At 44.2% G+C, this 20,914-nt stretch carries 21 protein-coding genes and 4 tRNA genes; 17 read left to right on the plus strand and 8 right to left on the minus strand.

Annotation, left to right across the window (positions count from 1 at the left end; genetic code table 11):
* Positions 1-47: 47 nt before the first annotated feature.
* A tRNA-Arg gene (locus DD616_RS08445) sits at positions 48-124 on the minus strand.
* Positions 125-178: 54 nt separating this feature from the next.
* Entirely contained in the window at positions 179-1,312 is a 1,134-nt protein-coding gene (locus DD616_RS08450) for a flagellar assembly protein FlgT (protein WP_088732776.1), read from the minus strand.
* 161 nt (positions 1,313-1,473) lie between these two features.
* Between DD616_RS08450 and DD616_RS08455 the strand changes: the two genes are divergently transcribed.
* A complete protein-coding gene (locus DD616_RS08455; protein ID WP_013856244.1) occupies positions 1,474-2,109 on the plus strand; it encodes a FlgO family outer membrane protein in 636 nt (211 codons plus the stop codon).
* Positions 2,110-2,118: 9 nt separating this feature from the next.
* Positions 2,119-2,550: a flagellar assembly lipoprotein FlgP gene (gene flgP / locus DD616_RS08460; RefSeq protein ID WP_017043110.1), complete on the plus strand. Its 432-nt coding sequence runs from the start codon at positions 2,119-2,121 to the stop codon at positions 2,548-2,550.
* A 97-nt stretch (positions 2,551-2,647) separates the two neighbouring features.
* On the opposite strand, the gene DD616_RS08465 is transcribed toward flgP, so the two are convergent.
* From DD616_RS08465 to flgA, 3 genes are all read right to left on the minus strand, one after another.
* The gene (locus DD616_RS08465) at positions 2,648-3,073 is read right to left on the minus strand and encodes a flagella synthesis protein FlgN (protein WP_017043109.1); all 426 of its coding nucleotides are present in this window, start codon (positions 3,071-3,073) and stop codon (positions 2,648-2,650) included.
* A gap of 31 nt (positions 3,074-3,104) precedes the next feature.
* Positions 3,105-3,425, minus strand: coding sequence for a flagellar biosynthesis anti-sigma factor FlgM (gene flgM / locus DD616_RS08470; protein ID WP_013856247.1), 321 nt, complete (start codon positions 3,423-3,425; stop codon positions 3,105-3,107).
* Between the two features lie 128 nt (positions 3,426-3,553).
* Positions 3,554-4,300 (minus strand): flagellar basal body P-ring formation chaperone FlgA, encoded by a 747-nt coding sequence (gene flgA / locus DD616_RS08475; RefSeq protein WP_013856248.1) that lies wholly within the window; start codon positions 4,298-4,300, stop codon positions 3,554-3,556.
* A gap of 77 nt (positions 4,301-4,377) precedes the next feature.
* Between flgA and DD616_RS08480 the strand changes: the two genes are divergently transcribed.
* From DD616_RS08480 to DD616_RS08550, 15 genes are all read left to right on the plus strand, one after another.
* Positions 4,378-5,304 (plus strand): chemotaxis protein CheV, encoded by a 927-nt coding sequence (locus tag DD616_RS08480; protein WP_013856249.1) that lies wholly within the window; start codon positions 4,378-4,380, stop codon positions 5,302-5,304.
* Positions 5,305-5,314: 10 nt separating this feature from the next.
* Positions 5,315-6,142, plus strand: a complete 828-nt coding sequence (locus DD616_RS08485) for a protein-glutamate O-methyltransferase (RefSeq protein WP_013856250.1) — start codon at positions 5,315-5,317, stop codon at positions 6,140-6,142.
* 265 nt (positions 6,143-6,407) lie between these two features.
* A complete protein-coding gene (gene flgB / locus DD616_RS08490; RefSeq protein WP_013856251.1) occupies positions 6,408-6,803 on the plus strand; it encodes a flagellar basal body rod protein FlgB in 396 nt (131 codons plus the stop codon).
* Between the two features lie 4 nt (positions 6,804-6,807).
* On the plus strand, positions 6,808-7,224 hold the full coding sequence (gene flgC, locus DD616_RS08495; protein ID WP_010319383.1) for a flagellar basal body rod protein FlgC: 417 nt from the start codon (positions 6,808-6,810) through the stop codon (positions 7,222-7,224).
* 16 nt (positions 7,225-7,240) lie between these two features.
* Positions 7,241-7,948 carry a flagellar hook assembly protein FlgD gene (flgD, locus tag DD616_RS08500; protein WP_013856252.1) on the plus strand — a complete coding sequence of 236 codons (708 nt, stop codon included), beginning with the start codon at positions 7,241-7,243 and terminating at the stop codon, positions 7,946-7,948.
* A gap of 43 nt (positions 7,949-7,991) precedes the next feature.
* Positions 7,992-9,296 carry a flagellar hook protein FlgE gene (gene flgE, locus DD616_RS08505; protein ID WP_088732774.1) on the plus strand — a complete coding sequence of 435 codons (1,305 nt, stop codon included), beginning with the start codon at positions 7,992-7,994 and terminating at the stop codon, positions 9,294-9,296.
* 198 nt (positions 9,297-9,494) lie between these two features.
* A complete protein-coding gene (flgF, locus tag DD616_RS08510) occupies positions 9,495-10,244 on the plus strand; it encodes a flagellar basal-body rod protein FlgF (protein WP_208872174.1) in 750 nt (249 codons plus the stop codon).
* 21 nt (positions 10,245-10,265) lie between these two features.
* Positions 10,266-11,054 carry a flagellar basal-body rod protein FlgG gene (gene flgG / locus DD616_RS08515; protein ID WP_010319379.1) on the plus strand — a complete coding sequence of 263 codons (789 nt, stop codon included), beginning with the start codon at positions 10,266-10,268 and terminating at the stop codon, positions 11,052-11,054.
* A gap of 23 nt (positions 11,055-11,077) precedes the next feature.
* Positions 11,078-11,857, plus strand: a complete 780-nt coding sequence (gene flgH / locus DD616_RS08520; protein WP_017045947.1) for a flagellar basal body L-ring protein FlgH — start codon at positions 11,078-11,080, stop codon at positions 11,855-11,857.
* Positions 11,858-11,904: 47 nt separating this feature from the next.
* Entirely contained in the window at positions 11,905-12,996 is a 1,092-nt protein-coding gene (locus DD616_RS08525; RefSeq protein WP_094145416.1) for a flagellar basal body P-ring protein FlgI, read from the plus strand.
* Between the two features lie 9 nt (positions 12,997-13,005).
* Complete coding sequence (gene flgJ / locus DD616_RS08530; protein ID WP_017045946.1) at positions 13,006-13,929, plus strand: flagellar assembly peptidoglycan hydrolase FlgJ; 924 nt, start codon at positions 13,006-13,008, stop codon at positions 13,927-13,929.
* 142 nt (positions 13,930-14,071) lie between these two features.
* Complete coding sequence (flgK, locus tag DD616_RS08535; RefSeq protein WP_017045945.1) at positions 14,072-15,946, plus strand: flagellar hook-associated protein FlgK; 1,875 nt, start codon at positions 14,072-14,074, stop codon at positions 15,944-15,946.
* A gap of 10 nt (positions 15,947-15,956) precedes the next feature.
* The gene (gene flgL, locus DD616_RS08540; RefSeq protein ID WP_013856259.1) at positions 15,957-17,150 is read left to right on the plus strand and encodes a flagellar hook-associated protein FlgL; all 1,194 of its coding nucleotides are present in this window, start codon (positions 15,957-15,959) and stop codon (positions 17,148-17,150) included.
* 395 nt (positions 17,151-17,545) lie between these two features.
* Positions 17,546-18,685, plus strand: a complete 1,140-nt coding sequence (locus DD616_RS08545; RefSeq protein WP_017045944.1) for a flagellin — start codon at positions 17,546-17,548, stop codon at positions 18,683-18,685.
* Positions 18,686-19,191: 506 nt separating this feature from the next.
* The gene (locus DD616_RS08550) at positions 19,192-20,325 is read left to right on the plus strand and encodes a flagellin (protein WP_170899979.1); all 1,134 of its coding nucleotides are present in this window, start codon (positions 19,192-19,194) and stop codon (positions 20,323-20,325) included.
* Between the two features lie 171 nt (positions 20,326-20,496).
* On the opposite strand, the gene DD616_RS08555 is transcribed toward DD616_RS08550, so the two are convergent.
* From DD616_RS08555 to DD616_RS08565, 3 genes are all read right to left on the minus strand, one after another.
* Positions 20,497-20,581 (minus strand) — tRNA-Leu (locus tag DD616_RS08555).
* A 52-nt stretch (positions 20,582-20,633) separates the two neighbouring features.
* Positions 20,634-20,710: transfer RNA gene (locus DD616_RS08560), tRNA-Met, on the minus strand.
* 19 nt (positions 20,711-20,729) lie between these two features.
* A tRNA-Leu gene (locus DD616_RS08565) sits at positions 20,730-20,814 on the minus strand.
* Between the last annotated feature and the right edge of the window lie 100 nt (positions 20,815-20,914).

Genomic DNA, 20,914 nt, shown 5'->3' on the forward strand with positions numbered 1-20,914 from the left:
AGAAAAAAAAGCCTCAGCACCAGTTGGGTGTTGAGGCTTTATCAAAATGGCGCTCCCGACAGGAGTCGAACCTGTGGCCTGCCCCTTAGGAGGGGGCCGCTCTATCCTACTGAGCTACGGGAGCAAGGAGGGCTAGTTTACTCAATAATTTTGTGAAGTTAACTAGTTAAAACGAAAATTAAAGCTGTTTGTGCATAACATCGCCAATTTGTATGCTAGAGGCGAGATTTTCTTGATCAACACTCAGCTCTGCTTCGTTTTCATAGACGCGAGTAACCGTAAGGGTAATATCACTTTGAGTCACTTTATTTCGTGGTAGCCCTTTCTGATCAATGAATGAACCTGTATGCCACAACTGCAATTGGTCACCGGTTTTAACGCCATGCACACGTCCTAAATCTATCGTGATGGTATTACCATATTTAGCCACAACCTCGGGGAGAGTTATTTTACATGAAAGCTCCGATTCAAGATCGAGCATGATATTTCGGCTGACACGCAGCATCATGCTGCCAAAGGTTGAAGACCAAAAACGTGCACTGCGCGTATCTATCTGACTGGTTTTGGCGAAGGGCCATTTAGCGACTTCTCTATAATGTCTAGTCATGACTTCTTGGCCTGTTTTGCCATCAAACACTTGGATTTGCATAGCAAATTGACGGTTAATCACATCATCGGCGAGTAATTTTTGCTCTATCGTGGCAGTTAAATCGGTGATGGTTCCCCCCAAAATGTACTGTGCCCCCGTGTCCTCTGCAATCATGGTTAAGCGTTCTGGGTGCTGTTTTTCAATTGCATAATCTGTGGTGCCAACCGACACAAAACTGCGAGATTCTTGATCGAGTTGGCGGTTGAGTACCTGTGCAAAATCATCTCCCACACTGTAAATTTGCCCCATAACCGCCTGTTGTGGCGATGCAAGATCAATGTTACCCACTAAAAACGTTTTCTTATATTGGCTAACGTGGCAACCTGTTGCCGAAGGATAAATATCAATTCGAGCTTTAACATACATCACTCCCCGACGTGTTTTATTCTCTTCAACTAACACATAGCGTACTTCATGGTTAGTAAACTGGTACTCTTTACGGTCTGATTCCAGCAGTGGTCGCAAGTTACTGATACTACCGATGTCTGCCCCGGCAAAGTTTACCGCCTTATAGATGGCATCTTCCAATGCATTGAGGCGAGCGACTTCCTCTGAGGAAACAATGGCTGACGATCCGGTCACTTCATACCAAGCAGCATTAACGGCCTGAGAAAAGGTAATGGTGCAACATATTGAAAATAAAACAGAAATAATTTTTTTCATTGTTATTTACCAGTTGGGTATAAATTTTGCTTTTAAAATCTTAGCTGATGTAGGCAGTGCGTTTTGAAAGTGTAACAAGTTTTGAAAAGCAAAGAGTGTTCCAAGTTTTTTAATCTGAAGTTTGGAATCAAGATTGCCTCAGTATATCTGGAGATAAGAGAATGAAAAAATGGCTTTCGATAGTGCCAGCAGTTTTGTTAACTGCTTGTGCCTACGCCCCGATTTATAACGGTAAAGAGCCATACAATGGTTCACAGTTTATGCTAATGGAGAGCCCACGTCACACGTTGGACTTCTTTGTTGAAAGCATGACAGAAGATTTGATGGTGTCCAATACTAGTGTTTCTGCTCGCACTCCTATTGCTGTAACATCGTTTGTGGACCTGCAAAGTATGGATGCGACTAACTGGTTGGGTAACTCGGTTTCTGAAGGATTTATTCATCAGTTTCAGCGTCGAGGATTTAAAGTGGTTGATTTCAAAACCACAGGCTCGATTCAGGTAACGCAGCAAGGTGATTTTGCTTTCAGTCGTGACTGGAAAGACCTCGCTCAAGAGCAAGAAATCCAATACATACTGACAGGCACAATGCTTCGTCAAGAAGGCGGTGTATTAGTCAATGCTCGTGTTGTGGGAATGCAGTCTCGTGTTGTGGTTGCTACCGCACAAGGCTTCTTGCCTGCCGATCGTATTGGTCGTGATCTTGATACGCTCAACAGTATCCGTACACAAGATGGTGTGTTAATTCGCTCTGACCCTACGATTAAGCAGCCGTATACTGTTATCTTGCGTCCATAGGAGAAACCAATGAAAAAATGGCTATTACTTCTAGTGACTATCATGATGGTGGGTTGCCAGCCCTTGCAAACCATGCGCGCTGATGAATGGTTGACGGCGGTAGGTTATGCCAATATCAGTGAGCAAACTGGGCGTAGTGTGGATGAAAAGCAAGTCCGTGCAATGCGTGCCTCTAAAATCGATGCTTATCGCGAACTGGCAGAGCAAGTCTATGGAATGCGAGTGAGTGGTCGTGCTGAACTACAAGATCAGCGATTGGGCACAGAGCTGACGTCGGGAGCGGTTGATGGTGTTATCCGCGGAGCAGAAGTGGTCCGCAGTTATAAGGTGGGTGACAGTTATGTCACTGAGTTACGTCTCGATATCCGTAAGATGGATAAACTGCGTGACTACGGAGAAGTTCAGCAAGTACCAGAAAAACGTCAACAAACACTCTTCTAAATCTTCTTTTTCTCCAGATCGAAAAAGCGGCAAAGTTTGCCGCTTTTCTGTTTAATTCGTTTCAGCTTAAAAGTTTAGTAACTCAGCTGCATGTTGATTACGCTTTAATATTGGTCCCTAAAGTGGACACAGTGTGGGTTTGCCCACCAGCGTTATACGTCATGCCAATTTTTCCGTGGCTTTGCTGCATCAAATTATTGAGTTTATTAAAACTGAGTTGTGCACGTTGTAGCGCTTCACCATTAACAAGGTTTGCTTGCTGGCAATCGTGAACAATGGAACGAATCTGATCAACGATTTGCGACAGGAGTACATCTTCAGTCAGGCTCACGACATGAGGATGTTTCGCAATTCGGAGGTCAGTTTGTTGGAGTTGTCCAACTAAGGTCATCTTTTGTTTGGCAATAGCTTCGATTTCACTTGATGAACGGCTCGTAATTGCTAACTTTTCTTGTTCAAGTAGCGAAGAGAGTTCTAGTGCATTTTTCAATTGGAAATCGACTAAGTCTTTTAATACAGCCATTGTATGTTGCCTTAATTAGTCAAAAGTAGGGCTAGTTAAAACCACCCAACTCTTTTTCAAATTTAATCATATTATCAGCCAACTTTTCTGGGTCGACTCTATATGAGCCATTGGCTATCGCATCTTTAATTGCAGCGACTTTGGCACTATCAAAACTTGGCTGAGATACCATTTGGTTGTGCATTTCACCAATGGCCTTACCTTGGGTACTAAGTGATACCGCATCTTGATTTTGGGGTGAACGAGTGACCGAGCCGGATGTCGATGGAGATGCATTCGATTCAGTACGAGCATTACTACGATTTGTCGTCGTTAATGTTTGCCCCGAACGTATGTTATCAATACCTGCCATATGTGAGCCTTATTAATAATAATGGAAACCTGTACAGTCAATATCGACGGTGCTTGTGATTACTTTAGCTTTTTTTTCTGTTTCACTTTCTTAACAACGTAAACACATTTAGAAGTGTAATGAAAGCGTTAAAATTGAACCGTGACTTCGCCAATACCGGTTACTTGTGCATCTATTATACGGTTTGATTTATCATTTTTCACTTTTATCTGCTCACCAAAAATACCATCACTTAAAGCGGTTCCTTTGGTTGTGATGATCATTCCCTGCTTGACTGCTTGAATCATAACGTTTTCATTACGACATACGACGCATATATCATCTTGCTCAACGACATCGCCAATACGCATGTTTTTTTTCACTTTAGCTCCGACGATACGATTTATATCGGAAAAACCTTGTCGTCTAAAGCGGTGTAAGTCTACCATTGTAATCAAGACATCTTGCTGCGTAATTTGCTGCCCACGAGAAATGGGTACGGCAACGGTGACAAGTGGCAGTGAAATGGTCAGTCTTACAGGAACATAAATTTTCCAGTTATCTTCAATGCATTCAACCAGAACTGTGATATTACTTGCAGAACCATTACTGGATGAGGAAGAGGTCGATAACGGTGTGGGGCAGTCGGTGGCATAAATTCGGTCATCAACATTTGCCGCTTTTACGTTTAACTCCCCGCTGGGAGGCCACTCAATTGTTTCTAAAACATGTTGTTCCGCAGCTTGTTGAATGGCTTCAACTTGCGGCAAAGTGGCAGAATGAAGAGAAAAATTAAAGAAAAACAATAAAAAGCCGATAGAGAGATAAAAATTTCTATAGAAAGCTCTACACTTAGTTATGGAAAGTAGATGTAAACATATTTTTGTATGCATCATTCTGTTTCTCTGGTTTCTTCATAGCCTGTAGTAGACTACCACTTTTTTGCATAAAAGTTTGAGATGGAGATGAGCTTATGACGGGTATTCTTGATTCTGTGAATCAGCGTACGCAACTCGTTGGTCAAAACCGATTAGAACTCTTAACGTTTCGTCTAATGGGACGGCAACGTTATGGTATCAACGTATTTAAAGTTAAAGAGGTGCTCCAGTGCCCTAAGTTAACTTTGATGCCCAATTTACATCGCCTAGTCAAAGGTGTTGCTCATATTCGTGGTCAAACCGTTTCTGTCATTGATTTGAGTTTGGCCGTGGGTGGACGTCCCACCGCGGACCTTGATAAGTGTTTTGTGGTCATTGCTGAATTCAACCGATCTATCCAAGCTTTCTTGGTCAGCTCGGTGGATCGAATTGTAAACATGCACTGGGAAGCCATTCTTCCTCCACCAGATGGCTCAGGCAAAGATAACTACTTAACCGCAGTCACCAATATTGATAACGAATTGGTGGAAATTCTCGATGTAGAGAAAATTTTGGCAGAGATTTCTCCGGTTAATGAGACAATGGATTCATCGATTGGTGAATCGATCGCCCAAGTAGAAACAGAAAAAGAGATCATCCGTCGAATTTTAATTGCCGATGACTCAACCGTTGCGCGTAAACAGGTTCAAAGAGCAGTAGAATCAATAGGTTTTGAAGTCGTTGCGGTTAAAGATGGTAAAGAAGCGTATGAAAAATTGATCGAGATGGCAGCAGAAGGGCCAATTTACAATCAAATATCTTTAGTGATCTCTGATATTGAAATGCCTGAAATGGACGGCTATACATTAACAGCAGAGATACGTAGAAATTCAGATTTGAAAGATCTATACGTTATTCTTCACTCTTCACTGAGCGGCGTTTTTAACCAAGCCATGGTTGAGCGAGTGGGTGCAAACTCATTCATTGCTAAATTCAACCCTGATGAGCTTGGGAATGCGGTGAAAGCTGCACTAGTTAACTAAAGAGAAATTAATGACTGCTATAACTATAAGCGATCAAGAATATCGCGATTTCAGCCGTTTTTTGGAATCTCAGTGCGGGATTGTACTTGGAGATAGCAAACAGTACTTAGTGAGAAGTCGCTTAAGTCCACTGGTTGCTAAATTCAAGTTAACCTCTCTTTCTGACTTGTTACGTGATGTGGTTACGGGGCGAAACCGTGAGCTACGAGTTGCAGCGGTCGATGCCATGACCACCAACGAAACACTGTGGTTCCGTGATGCTTACCCATTCACCGTTTTAGCGGAACGTCTATTACCTGAGGTCGCTGCAAATAAACGCCCTATAAAAATTTGGTCAGCGGCAAGCTCTTCAGGTCAAGAGCCTTACTCAATGGCGATGACGGTGCTGGAAACTCAACAGCGCAAGCCGGGTATGTTGCCGAGCGTAGCCATCACCGCGACGGATATTTCTGCCAGCATGCTGGATATGTGTAAAGCGGGGATTTATGACAATTTAGCACTTGGCAGAGGGTTATCACCGGAGCGTCGCAAAATCTTTTTTGAGGATGCTGGTGATGGCCGAATGAAAATCAAAGATAACGTTAAGCGTTTAGTTAACTTCCGTCCTCAGAACTTAATGGAGAGCTATGCCTTATTGGGTAAATTCGATATTATTTTCTGTCGTAACGTTTTGATTTATTTCTCACCTGATATGAAGTCGAAAGTATTAAATCAAATGGCTAGTAGCTTAAACCCCGGTGGCTACTTATTGCTCGGCGCATCGGAGTCACTGACAGGATTGACCGATAAGTTTGAAATGGTTCGTTGTAACCCTGGCATCATCTATAAACTCAAATAGCCACATTCTTACGTTGAGTTACTTGCTTACGTTTAGTTACTTGCCCAGCTTTTGCTGGGCTTTTTCTTTCCCCTAATTTCGTTTTGATTGGTAATATTTACTGAAGTTGTGGGCGACAAGTGGATAAAGCGGCGTATATTTTGCTTACATTTCGACGGATTCTTATTTAGATAAAATTGTTGTAAACACGGTTCGTTTTTTAAGTTGGTACGTTAATTGCTTTTAATATGAGTAGTAACAGTCAGTTTTTAGTGTAGAGGCAAACATGGCTATTTCTTTTGATAACGCATTAGGTATTCACCAACACACGGTTGGTGTACGTGAGCGCAATGCTGAGGTGATTTCCACCAATATTGCACAGGCGAACACACCGGGCTTTAAAGCAAAAGGAATGGACTTTCAAAAAGCATTGCAGGCGGCAAGTTCAGGGGCAAGCATTGGTCTTAGCCGTACGGATGGTCGGCATATATCTGCCTCCACGAAAGTAACTGGCGAGAGTCTCTATCGAATTCCGACTCAACCTGATACGGGTGATGGCAACACGGTGGACGTAGATTTAGAGCGTAACTTGTTTATGCAAAACCAGATCAGACACCAAGCCTCACTGGACTTCTTAGGAAGTAAATTCAAGAACTTAACGAAAGCAATCAAAGGGGAATAAGTAGATGAGCTTATTTAATGTGTTCAATGTGACTGGTTCTGCAATGAGTGCTGAATCTGTTCGTCTAAATACGACCTCAAGTAACTTAGCCAATGCGGATAGTGTGAGTAGTTCGGCGAAAGATACTTACAAAGCGCGTCACGCGGTGTTTGGTGCAGAGTTAAGTAAAGCGCGTTATAACCGTGATCATAATGTACCTGTAAAAGTATTAGGTATTGTTGAAAGCGATAAACCGCTTAACGCAGAATATAACCCAGATCACCCACTTGCCAACGATGAAGGCTATATTTACAAGCCTAATGTCAATGTGATGGAAGAGATGGCTAACATGATTTCGGCTTCTCGTTCTTATCAAACGAACGTGCAGGTGGCTGATGCAAGTAAACAAATGCTGCTGCGCACGCTGCAGATGGGTCAATAGGATAAGGAGGTAGCGTATGGCCGGAATAAATAACATTGGTCAAAGCGGCTTGTCTTATATTGACCAGCTGAAAAGTCTTCAAGACCAAAAGAAAACAGAAGAGACAACGGGGAAGCAAGATCTTAAACAAGAAGACTTCCTATCGTTACTCACCAAACAACTGGCTCAGCAAGATCCTTTTAAACCGGTCAGTAATGACCAGATGATTGCCCAAATGGCGTCATTTGCCACAGTTGATGGTATCGGCAAAATGAACACTCAGTTTGAGAGTCTCAACTCGTCGATGACATCCAACCAAGCTCTACAGGCTTCATCACTGGTTGGCCGTGATGTGTTAGTACCGGGAGCGGCAGGGATCAAAAAAGAGGGTGCTGGGATGGCTGCGATGGTCAAACTTCCTCAAAGTTTAGAGAACTTGTTTGTCCGAATAGAGAATGAAGCTGGACAATTGGTTCGTACCTTTGATGTCGGGGCTAAATCAGCCGGTGATAATCGCGTTGAATGGGACGGTAACGATCAAAACGGTAATCCATTGCCGGGCGGCAAATACCAAGTGAAAGCTTCGGGTTTGCTCGATGGAGAAAGCAAGGAGTTTGCGGTATCGACTTACGCAAACGTCAATAGCGTTCTGCTGGGTAAAGGTGATGGTAACGTACTGCTCAATCTGGCTGGATTTACATCGCCAGTTAAACTTGCTGAAGTACTAGAAGTTGGCAAAGCGTAACTCTTTATAGAGTAGATATGCTAGCTAGATAGGAGATTTTGGAATGTCGTATATATCATTAAGCGGTTTATCCGCAGCTCAGTTAGATCTGAACACCACCAGTAACAACATTGCTAACGCGAATACCTTTGGTTTTAAAGAGTCGCGAGCTGAGTTTGGTGATGTTTACTCAACCTCATTGTTTACCAACTCCAAAACGACTCCTGGTCAAGGTGTTCAGGCGAACAAAGTGGCACAACAATTTCACGAAGGTTCCAGTATTTATACTAATAACCCGATGGACTTGCGTGTTGCGGGAACGGGGTTCTTTGCGGTTGCGAAAGATAAGCTGACGCCTCAACAAAATGAGTTGACCAGAAATGGTGCTTTCCACCTCGATAAAAATGATTACATGGTAACGTCAAATGACGAGTTTTTGCTTGGCTATGATGTTAACCCTGATACTGGTGATGTTCTTTCGTATGAGCCAAAACCTATCAATATTCCTGCTCAGTTTGGTAAACCTAAACAGACAGCCAATGTTGAACTTGGCGCGAACTTGCCAGCTAATGGCAAGTTAAAAGACCCAACCTTGTTTGATATTACTGATCCTGAGACGTACAACCGTACCACCTCATCGACAGTCTACGATTCGATGGGTCAGCCTTATAAGTTGACATCCTATTACCTCAAAGATCAGACGCAAGCTAACACATGGCAAACCTATTACACCGTGACGGATAAAACTGGTGAAAAACCAATCAATGTAGTTGGTGGTGATGCTACTACGCCGACGGGTCATATTGGGCATACCATGAAGTTTAATAATGATGGTACGCTAGCCAGCATGAATAATGGTCAGCAAATTGTAACCGAGCCTTTAGGTTTGGGGGCAAACCCAGTTGAACTCAACGGTGCTGATGCCAACCAAACATTGTCGTTCAGTCTCGATTCGGCTACGCAATTTGCCGCTCCATTTGAGTTGACTAAATTTGTACAAGATGGCGCAACCACGGGCTTTTTGACGAAGATCGATTTCGATGAAAATGGCAGTGTGCTAGCCACTTACTCAAATGGTCAAAATACCATTCTAGGACGTGTGGGGCTTGTCCGCGTAGCCAATGAACAAGGCTTAGATAAAAAAGGCGGTACGCAGTGGGATTCGACTCAATTCTCCGGTGATAAAATTTGGGGTGAATCAAACAAAGGCTCATTTGGTACCATCAGCAATGGTGTTATTGAACAATCCAACATTGATATGACTCAAGAGCTGGTGGATCTTATCTCTGCTCAGCGTAACTTCCAAGCGAACTCGCGTGCGCTTGAAGTTCACAACCAGCTACAACAAAACATACTGCAGATCCGTTAATTCTTTTAACGTCATCCAATGGCAATACCAAGTTAGCGGCAATGTTAGCTTGGTATTGTTGCCATCTGTTCGCGGCAATCTTCGTTATATCCTCCCTATTTTTTGTGCAATTACATTTAACTTATTGATTTTTAATTTAAATATAAGTTGGCACGTCAATTGCTTTTAATGATCGAACGATGATTATTGGAGCAGATTATGGATCGCGCACTGTTTCTCGCCATGAGTGGCGCAAAGCAAAACATGCAAGCCATGCAATTAAGAGCGAACAATTTAGCAAACGTCAGTACCACGGGGTTCCGTGCTGATTTGGCGCAAGCTCGCTCAATGCAAGCTTATGGCGAAGGGTTACCGAGCCGCGTGTTTAGCATGACAGAACGTCCGGGACATAATTTTGCGCAAGGCAGTATCATTACCACAGGGCGCGATCTCGATATCACCATTCAAGGTGACGGTTGGATTTCCATGATGGATAAAACCGGCAAAGAGGGGTTAACCCGCAGTGGCAACCTAAGCATTGACCAAAATGGCATGCTCATAAATGGTAGCGGCCATCTAGTGCTAGATGGAACGGGCGCGCCAATCACTCTACCTATTCCATTGAGTAAAGTAGAAATCGGTAATGACGGTACTATTTCCGTTCGTCCGCAAGGCGCTCCAGCCGATGCGATGGAAGTGGTAGGCCGAATTAAACTGGTTCGCCCCAATAATCAATCCCTATACAAAGATACGAATGGTTTATTCCGTGCTAAAGATCCTAATGCAGCATTCGAAGCAGATGCTAGCGTAAAGCTATTAAAAGGTGCGCTGGAAGGCAGTAATGTCAATGCGGTGGGTGAGATGACTAGCTTGATTGAGCTACAACGTCAGTTTGAAATGCAAGTCAAAATGATGAGCACCGCAGAAGAGATGGACAAATCGTCCGACTCATTACTTCGTATGAGCTGATAAGCGTTAAAGGAGATTACTATGCAACCTGCATTATGGGTAAGTAAAACCGGGCTTGATGCCCAACAAACCAATATTGCCACTATCTCAAACAACCTAGCGAACGCCTCGACTATTGGTTTTAAAAAGGGTCGTGCGGTATTTGAAGATCTGTTTTATCAAAATATTAATCAACCGGGCGGTCAATCTTCGCAAAATACCAAACTGCCAAGCGGTTTGATGCTTGGTGCGGGTTCTAAAGTCGTGGCAACACAAAAAGTGCATACCCACGGCAACGTACAAACCACGACCAATAGCCTCGATATGATGATTGAAGGTGACGGCTTTTTCCAAATCCTGATGCCAGATGGCAATATCGCTTATAGCCGAAATGGTCAATTTACCCTCAATGATGAAGGGGCAATTGTGACGTCCGGTGCTGGATATAATTTAGAGCCGGAAATTGTTATTCCACCTGATGCAATCTCTATTACTGTCGGTAATGATGGTGAAGTGTCCGTTAGGCTTCGTGGTCAGCAAAATAACCAAGTGGTTGGACAAATTACCACGGTTGATTTTATCAACCCAGGCGGTCTAGAGCCGATTGGTCAAAACTTGTATCTACCGACCGGTGCTAGTGGTGATCCACAAGAAGGGGTGCCAGGGCTTGACGGCCTCGGTGATGTTCGTCAATCCATGCTTGAAACCTCTAACGTGAACGTCACAGAAGAGTTGGTCAACATGATTGAAGCGCAACGCGTTTACGAAATGAACTCAAAAGTCATCTCAGCAGTCGATAAGATGATGAGTTTTGTGAACCAACAACTCTAATCATTAACTAAGAGAATGCTGCGATGAAACGTCTATTGAGTCTTGTATTGGTTACTGCTTTGTCTGGTTGCTCGTTAATGCCGCCACCCGTCGATACTCCTGAAGTGGTTCAAGGTACAACCGTGGTGGATGCGGTTGAAGGGGATAAGTCTGCAGAAGAAGGTTCTGGTTTACTGGACTCAATGCGTAAGCGTTCCGATCCCGTAGCTGGTGATCCCGCATGGGCCCCCATTCATCCAAAACAGAAACCGGAACATTATGCCGCGGAAACTGGCTCACTGTTTAATTTGGCACAAATGAACAGTCTTTATGATGATTCAAAACCGCGTGGCATTGGCGATATTATTACCGTCAATCTTGATGAAAGTACTAAAGCGGCCAAGAGTGCTGATGCGGATCTATCCAAATCCAATGATGCGTCTATGGACCCACTCGCTGTCGGCGGTAAAGATCTCACTGTGGGTGATTATAATTTCTCTTATGCGTTGAAAAATGACAACAAGTTCAATGGCAGTTCTGCAGCCAACCAAAGTAACAGTATTTCTGGTTCGATCACGGTTGAAGTGATTGAAGTACTGGCCAACGGCAACTTAGTCATCCGTGGTGAAAAATGGCTCACACTGAACACTGGCGATGAATACATTCGCTTAAGCGGTACCATTCGTCCCGATGATATCGACTTTGACAACACCATTGCTTCTACTCGTATTTCTAATGCACGCATCCAATATTCAGGTACAGGCACCAATCAAGATATGCAAGAACCTGGATTCTTGGCACGATTCTTTAATGTCTCTCTGTAACGCCGGAGTTCTGGCGTAAAGAAACGTAGAAATTAAGGTACTAGACCATGAAAAAATTCACCCTGCTTGTTTTAAGTCTGTTGCTCATCGCAACCCATGCACAAGCGGCCCGTATCAAAGATGTCTCTCAAGTTGCGGGCGTGCGGAGTAACCAATTAGTGGGTTATGGTCTAGTTACTGGGCTACCGGGAACGGGCGAATCGACACCGTTCACCGACCAAAGTTTTAACGCCATGTTGCAAAATTTCGGCATTCAATTGCCGCCGGGCACTAAACCGAAAACAAAGAACGTTGCCGCCGTGATTGTCACGGCCGAATTGCCGGCGTTTTCCAAGCAAGGTCAAAATGTCGATGTCACCGTTTCTTCGATCGGCTCTGCTAAAAGTTTACGTGGCGGCACTCTAATGCAAACCTTCCTTAAGGGGTTGGATGGTCAAATTTACGCCGTGGCCCAAGGTAATTTAGTGGTCAGTGGTTTTAGTGCCACCGGTGCTGATGGTTCTAAAATTGTCGGCAATAACCCAACGGTTGGCCTGATTTCAGGCGGTGCTATGGTGGAACGTGAAGTACCAACACCTTTTAGCCGTGGCGATTTTATTACCTTCAATTTGCTTGAATCTGACTTCACCACAGCGCAACGTATGGCAGATGCAGTGAATAACTTCCTAGGCCCAGAGATGGCGACCGCGGTTGATGCAACGTCAGTACGTATCCGTGCACCACGAGATGTTGGGCAGCGCGTCGCGTTTCTTTCTGCAATCGAAAATGTTGAGTTTGATCCAGCGGATGGCTCAGCCAAAATTATCGTCAATTCTCGAACTGGTACCATTGTTGTCGGCCAGCATGTGCGCTTAAAACCTGCTGCGGTGACGCACGGTGGTATGACTGTTGCCATTAAAGAGAATTTGAATGTCAGTCAGCCCAATGCGTTAGCGGGTGGTCAGACAGCTGTGGTGCCTAATAGCCAAATAGAAGTGTCTGAAGCACAAGGTAAAATGTTTAAATTTGAACCGGGTTTGACCTTGGATGATTTAGTGCGCGCGGTCAACGAAGTGGGCGCAGCCCCTTCAGATTTGATGGCGATTCTGCAAGCATTGAAACAAGCAGGCGCGATTGAAGGCCAACTGATCATTATCTAGGAGAGGAAGATGATTAATAATCCCAATGATATTGGCTTTATTCATGATATTGCTAGCTTAGATAAGCTACGTCAGCAAGCAAAAACCGGTGATAAAGAAGGCGAGTCAGCGGCGCTCAAGGCCGCAGCCAAACAGTTTGAAGCGATTTTTACCTCAATGTTGTTCAAATCGATGCGCGACGCCAATGCCGATTTTAAATCTGAGATGTTCAACAGCCAAAACGAAGATTTCTATCGACAAATGCTTGATGAACAAATGTCGAGCGAGCTCAGTGCCTCCGGTTCTTTAGGGCTTGCCGATATGATTGTGGCGCAGCTCAGTCAGGCTAACGGCACCTCGAAAAACGATCCATCAATAACCGACCCGACGCAAGATGGTTTCCAAGAAGCCATGCGCCGTATAGAACGCAGTAACAACCGCCGCCTCTCAACGCAAGAAACGATCGAACCTAGCAAGGTCGAATCGAGTCGATTTGATTCGCCGCAAGCGTTTGTGGCTTCAATGAAACCTTATGCTGAAAAAGCAGCGCGGGCATTAGGTGTTGACTCTTCACTGCTACTTGCTCAAGCGGCATTAGAAACCGGATGGGGACAAAAAGTTGTTCAAAATGCTCGTGGTAGCAGTAATAACTTATTCAACATCAAAGCGGATAAAAGTTGGTTAGGTGAGAAAGTGGCGACGCAAACTCTTGAATATCATGATAATACACCCGTGATGGAAAAAGCGGCGTTCCGTTCTTATGGAAATTATCAAGACAGTTTTAATGACTATGTTCGTTTTCTCAATGACAATCCGCGCTACACCGTGGCGCTGAACCATAATGGCAGCGATGAGTCTTTCATTCGTGGCCTGCACGCTGCTGGTTACGCGACGGACCCATACTATGCTGAAAAAGTGCTGAGAGTAAAATCTCAAATTGAAGCAATGGAATAACCCCTCTAAAGCCAGCCTTGCTGGCTTTTATCTTTCCTTTATTTTGTCTAATCTCTTCTTTGAAACTCCTTTGGCATACATATTGCAATTACTAACTTAGATATTCAGTAACCACTGATTTGATTAGGTTTTCGGGGGCAGTATGGCGTCGGATCTTCTGAATCTAGGTACCCAAAGTGTACTTACCGCTCAGAGACAACTCAGCACCACAGGTCATAACATTTCTAATGTTAATACAGAAGGTTACAGCCGTCAGTCTGTGATCCAAGGGACCAATACGCCTCGCCAATACGGTGGTGAAACCTACGGTATGGGCGTACATGTGGAAAAAGTTCGCCGCTCATGGGATCAATTTGCCGTTAATGAATTAAACCTATCTACCACCAGCTTTTCCTTTAAGCGTGACGACGAAGAAAATTTAGACATGCTTTCAAAGTTATTGTCGTCAGTGGCCTCGAAAAAAATCCCTGAAAACTTAAACGAATGGTTTGATGCGATTAAAACCCTCGCCGACAGCCCGAATGATGTAGGTGCGCGTAAAGTTGTACTTGAGAAAGCGGATCTGATCACTCAAAACATGAATGATTTTCACGAGAACATTCGCCGCCAATCTGATGCGACCAACAAAGGGCTAGATGTTGCCGTTGAGCGTATTAACCAATTGGCGCTTGAGCTGCGAGATTTACAGCGCTTAATGATGCGCACTCCTGGTCCTCACAATGACTTAATGGACCAGCATGAAAAATTGGTGGCTGAGTTGTCTGAATACACCAAGGTCACTGTGACGCCACGTAAAAATGCTGAAGGGTTTAACATCCATATCGGGAGCGGGCACACGCTCGTCTCAGGTACAGAAGCCAGCCAAATGAAGATGGTTGATGGTTATCCTGATGTGAGTCAGCGCCGCTTGGCCATGATTGAAGGCAAAGGAATCAAGACCATTACCACTGAGGATATTGGCGGTAAGTTAAGTGCGCTGTTTACGATGCGAGATAAGCACATTCCTTACTTAATGGATGAACTTGGCCGCATGGCAACATCTTTCTCTTATGAAGTTAACAAGTTGCAATCACAAGGCTTGGACTTACGTGGCAATGTGGGAAGAGCGTTGTTTACGGATGTGAACTCTGAAGTCAATGCCCGCTCGCGAGCGATCATCGCTGGCAATTCAAAAGCCGATATGGCTGTCTATATCGAAGATACTTCAGCGTTGAAAAGTGGTGAATACTCCCTACAGTACAACGGCAGCAATTATACCGTATTAAAGCCAACGGGCGAGCGGGTTAACGTTCCGGTCGTTGGCAGCAGTTTATTTTTAGATGGAATGCGAGTTGAGATTCGCAACGCCCCTCAAGCCGGAGAGCGCATATTACTGCGCCCAACGCGTAATGGTGCCGCTATTATGAAAATGGCGACCAACGATCCGACAGCCATTGCCGCACAAAGTTATGAAGCCTCCACCACTTTTGCTCAAGGGCAGGCAAAATTTAATATTTTATCGGCAGGTGGGCTGCGTGAATTTGAAGTGGTGATCTCACCAACGGGCGATCAATTTGCGGTCACGGATACCAAAGGCAACGTGCTGCTAGAACCACAGGCCTACCCACCATCGAATTCGATTACTGTGCTTGGTACAACGTTTGAATTGACGGCTGGCGCGCTACCCAATGATAAATTTACGGCAAACCTTGTCCCCTCAGAAGGTGATAACGGCAATTTACGTAAGATGCAGCAAATTCAAACGGAGAAAAAACTCAACGACGGTGAAACGACCGTGCTCGGGGTTTATCACGATCTCAATACTGATTTTGGTTTGCAGCTGGCCACCGCGTCACGCTTAAGTGACGTGGCCAGGCTTGAAAAAGAGTCAGCGCAGGAGCGCATTGCGTCCATTTCCGGAGTCAACCTTGATGAGGAAGCCGCGAACATGATGAAGTTCCAACAAGCTTATATGGCTTCCTCACGCATCATGCAGGTGGCTAATGATACTTTCAACACGATTTTGCAGCTGAGATAGGAGGCGATAAATGTTAACCAGAATATCGAGCTTCCATAACTATCAATCGGTGCAAAATGATATGCGCCGTCAAGAATCAAAGATCCATCATAACCAAGCGCAGCTAGCGTCGGGTAAGAAGTTGCTTTCGGCCAGTGATAGTCCATTAGCCACTCATTACATCCAAAAAGTAGGGCAGCAAGAAGAGCAATTACGCCAATATCTTGATGCAATAGTGCTGGTTCGAAACCGCTTAGAACATCAAGAAGTAATCATTGCCAATGCGGAAAGCTCGACCGATGAGGCAAAGCGTACTGTTATGGAAATGATTAACGGTTCATTCTCTCCAGAAGATAGAGAAGCGAAAGCGCGTGAGCTGCAAGAGATGTTCAACAACTTAATTGAACTAGCAAATACGCAAGATGAGTCCGGTAACTACATGTTTGCCGGCACCAAGCCGAAGAATCAGCCTTTCTTTAGAGATAATGCCAGTAACGTGACTTATTCCGGCGATGATTATCAGCGCAAAATGCGTATCTCCAACAGCTTAGAGATCCCGTTCAATAATCCGGGTAATAAAGTGTTTATGGAGATTGATAACCCGTTTGGTAACTACGAACCAAACTATCAATTAAACGAAGGTTCAGAGTTACTGCTCGAGCGTGCAACCAATTTAGACTCGAATGATACATCGCGCTATACCGTGACATTTGTTGATATGGCTAACGGCAAATATGGTTATCAATTAGAGAAAGATGGCAGCGTGGTACAGGCCGATGAGTTTGATCCACAAAAAGGCATTCGATATCAAGATCTGACGGTGCACGTAAAAGGGCAAATTTCGAAAGGTGATGTGTTAAGCCTAGAGCCGCGTTCAACTTTTACCTTATTTGATAGCTATAAAGACGCGATTGAGCTCTCGCAAGGCTCCGTATCGGATGCGTCGACGACAGCGAAACTGCACCAAATTACGGAAGAGTTTCATGCCGCCTTTATTCATCTCAATAAAGTGCGTACTGATGTCGGTGCACGCTTGAGCACTTTAGATATTCAACAAGAACAGCATGAAGATTTCAAAATCAGTTTAGCGAAATCAAAAAGTAACTTTGAAGATCTTGATTACGCGGAAGCGGTGATTGAATTTAATGAGAATTCACGTGCGTTGCAGGCTTCACAACTGGCTTTTGGTAAAACGAAAGATTTGACCCTTTTCAACTATATCTAATCTTCAATGCCTTATGTGCTAAGCCATATGCGCGAAGAGTGGAATGTGTTGAAAAATTGGCCTGGAAATTGCTCATCTATTATCGAGAGATAAAGAGGCAATAGAGCGGCAAACGAAAGTGGCAACTCTGTTGCTAACGAGAAAGAACTGGATGCTCACTCACAAAGATAGAATGATTAAATTTCTTCTAAGTGATTAAAAAACAAAGAATATTAATTTTAATATCAGATGTTTTAAAAGTTGGCATACTAATTGAATTGTCTATATCAGAGTTGATACAACAAGTTTTTAAATCGGCAAATAGCGGATTTAGCAAGTTCACGGTCAGTGCTTCCAAATGAGAGTAAAGCTGGCCGCTTCGCAAAAAGCTTGCGAACTCACTAGGAGAGCAAACTATGACCATTACAGTAAATACTAACGTCTCAGCAATGACTGCTCAGCGTTACCTTAATAAAGCGACGGGTGAATTAAATACCTCGATGGAACGTTTATCATCAGGTAATAAAATCAACAGCGCTAAAGATGATGCGGCAGGCTTACAAATTTCAAACCGCTTAACCGCTCAGTCTCGTGGCCTAGATGTGGCAATGCGTAATGCCAACGACGGTATTTCGATTGCTCAGACCGCGGAAGGGGCAATGAATGAGTCGACCAGTATCTTGCAACGTATGCGTGATCTTGCTCTTCAATCAGCAAACGGCACCAACTCGGCGTCAGAGCGACAAGCTCTGGATGAAGAGTCGACTGCATTGCAAGATGAGTTAAACCGTATTGCAGAAACGACCTCATTCGGTGGACGTAAACTGCTCAACGGTTCGTTTGGTGAAGCATCATTCCAGATTGGTGCGAGCTCAGGTGAGGCGATCATTATGGGGCTTACCAGCATACGTGCAGATGACTTCCGTATGGGCGGCCAATCGTTCCTTGCAGAGCAAGGAAAGGACAAGGATTGGGGAGTGCCAGCGGGCGCGCGTGATTTGAAATTTGAATTCACCACCCAGGCAGGTGAGCTTGTTACTCTCGATGTGTTAGCCAAAGATGGCGATGATATTGAAGAGCTAGCGACTTACATTAATGGTCAAACCGACAAGCTTAAAGCATCGGTTGATCAAGACGGTAAACTGCAAATTTTTGCCGCAGAACCGAATTTACAAGGTGACCTTGCCATCTCTGGTGGTTTGGCAACCGAACTTGGCCTAAACGGCGGACCGGGCGTTAAGACGACGGTTCAAGATATTGATATCACCTCAGTTGGTGGTTCTCAAAATGCAGTGGGCGTTCTGGATGCTGCGTTGAGATATGTGGATTCACAACGGGCAGAGCTCGGTGCGAAGCAAAACCGTTTAAGCCATAGCATCAACAACTTGGCCAATATCCAAGAGAATGTTGAAGCATCCAACAGTCGAATTAAAGATACAGATTTTGCGAAAGAAACCACGCAAATGACGAAAGCACAGATTCTGCAACAAGCGGGTACCTCGATTCTCGCTCAAGCAAAACAGTTGCCAAATTCTGCAATGTCACTATTGCAGTAATGTTAGGACCCTTCATCCAACAGCTCAGACGTGGGTTAGGTGAAGGAATCCTTGGCAAAGTATGATTATGGCCGAATATAAAGCTCTCTCAAGATGTACCCTGCTTTATAGTCATAGATAATCATGCGCCCCGGTCAGTCGGTAATGTGTTCATTTCTCTGATCTCCACATTGGCTCTGGCTACCAACTAGCCCCGGTTCTCTCAAAGGAAAAGGGGCTTTTCTTTATCTATAATTTCTTGCTCTCATCAATGCTCCTCAATCGCCCGTGAAGCCGACCAATCACGTCAAATCTTTAATGCTATTTTTGCATTTCAGCCAGTTTTGCAGCGTTTATCCCACTTTTAATCGATATTGGTTATTTTTTACGAAATCGTCGTTTTCCCGTTAAAGGATTCCTAACCGCAGTCGCTAATAATAGTACTTTGAGAGAACTACTTGGTTTTCCGAGACGTCGGAAACCGTTTGTCTATGACGCTAAGTCGGAAAATCAATAGGAGAACCACTATGGCGGTTAATGTAAACACTAACGTTTCAGCTATGACAGCACAACGCTACCTAAACAGTGCTAGCAATGCGCAACAGTTATCAATGGAACGTTTATCATCAGGCTTCAAAATTAATAACGCAAAAGATGACGCAGCAGGTTTGCAAATCTCTAACCGTTTGAATGTTCAAAGCAGAGGCTTAGATGTTGCTGTGCGCAACGCAAATGATGGCATTTCAATTGCGCAGACAGCTGAAGGTGCAATGAACGAAACCACCAACATTTTGCAACGTATGCGTGACTTATCTCTACAATCGTCAAATGGTTCGAACTCGAAATCCGACCGCGTAGCGATTCAAGAAGAGATCACCGCGCTGAATGACGAACTCAACCGTATTGCTGAAACTACATCGTTTGGTGGTAATAAGTTGCTCAATGGTACTTTTGAGACGAAATCATTCCAAATCGGTGCGGATAACGGTGAAGCGGTCATGCTAAGCCTAAATAATATGCGCAGCGACAACGCAATGATGGGCGGTAAGAGTTACCAAGCGGCAAATGGACAAGATAAAGATTGGACCGTTAAAGCAGGTGCTAATGACCTTACCATTACGTTGACTGACAAACGTACTGGCGAGCAAACCATCAACCTAAGTGCAAAAGATGGCGATGACATCGAAGAGTTGGCCACTTACATCAATGGTCAAACCGACATGTTAAAAGCTTCTGTTGACGATGAAGGCAAATTGCAAATCTTTACTGATAGCAACCGTATTGATGGCGTAGCAACCTTTGGTGGCAGCTTAGCGGGTGAACTGAGTTTCCAAGCGGCAAAAGATGTGACAGTCGATACCATTGATGTCACCTCTGTCGGTGGTTCGCAAGAATCAGTTGCCATTGTTGATGCGGCACTGCAATTTGTAGACAGCCATCGTGCTCAACTGGGTGCATTCCAAAACCGTTTCAACCATGCGATTAACAACTTAGATAACATCAACGAAAACGTAAATGCTTCTAAGAGCCGAATCAAAGACACTGATTTTGCGAAAGAAACCACTGCCTTGACTAAATCGCAGATCCTTTCTCAAGCATCAAGCTCAGTGTTGGCACAAGCTAAACAAGCGCCTAATGCTGCTCTTGGTTTGCTTGGTTAAGTCGTTAACTTTTAAATTAAAAATCCAGCTTCGGCTGGATTTTTTTATGCCTCACTTTTCACGTGATCAAAGAATGGATCTGAAAAATGAATCAACGGTTAAACGGGAGGAAAGGATATATTGTTATGAGGCTAATAAAACAAAACCCAGCCTAAGCTGGGTTTGAATTGATGGTGCGGAAGGAGAGACTTGAACTCTCACACCTTGCGGCGCCAGAACCTAAATCTGGTGCGTCTACCAATTTCGCCACTTCCGCAACTTGTACTGTAGATAGATTGAACATTGGTTATTCAAACTATCGTTATAAATGGTGGCTACGACGGGATTCGAACCTGTGACCCCATCATTATGAGTGATGTGCTCTAACCAACTGAGCTACGTAGCCATTTGACAATCTTAAATCATGGTGCGGAAAGAGAGACTTGAACTCTCACACCTTGCGGCGCCAGAACCTAAATCTGGTGCGTCTACCAATTTCGCCATTTCCGCAGCGTATTCTTTAAATAAACCGAATGTTATTGATTCAGCTTATCTTTTTACGGTCAGCTTATCGCTAACCCTACAAATAATGGCAGGGCTACCTGGATTC

Origin of the sequence: Vibrio anguillarum (genome assembly GCF_003390515.1) — a bacterium.
Taxonomy (GTDB): Bacteria; Pseudomonadota; Gammaproteobacteria; order Enterobacterales; family Vibrionaceae; genus Vibrio; species Vibrio anguillarum.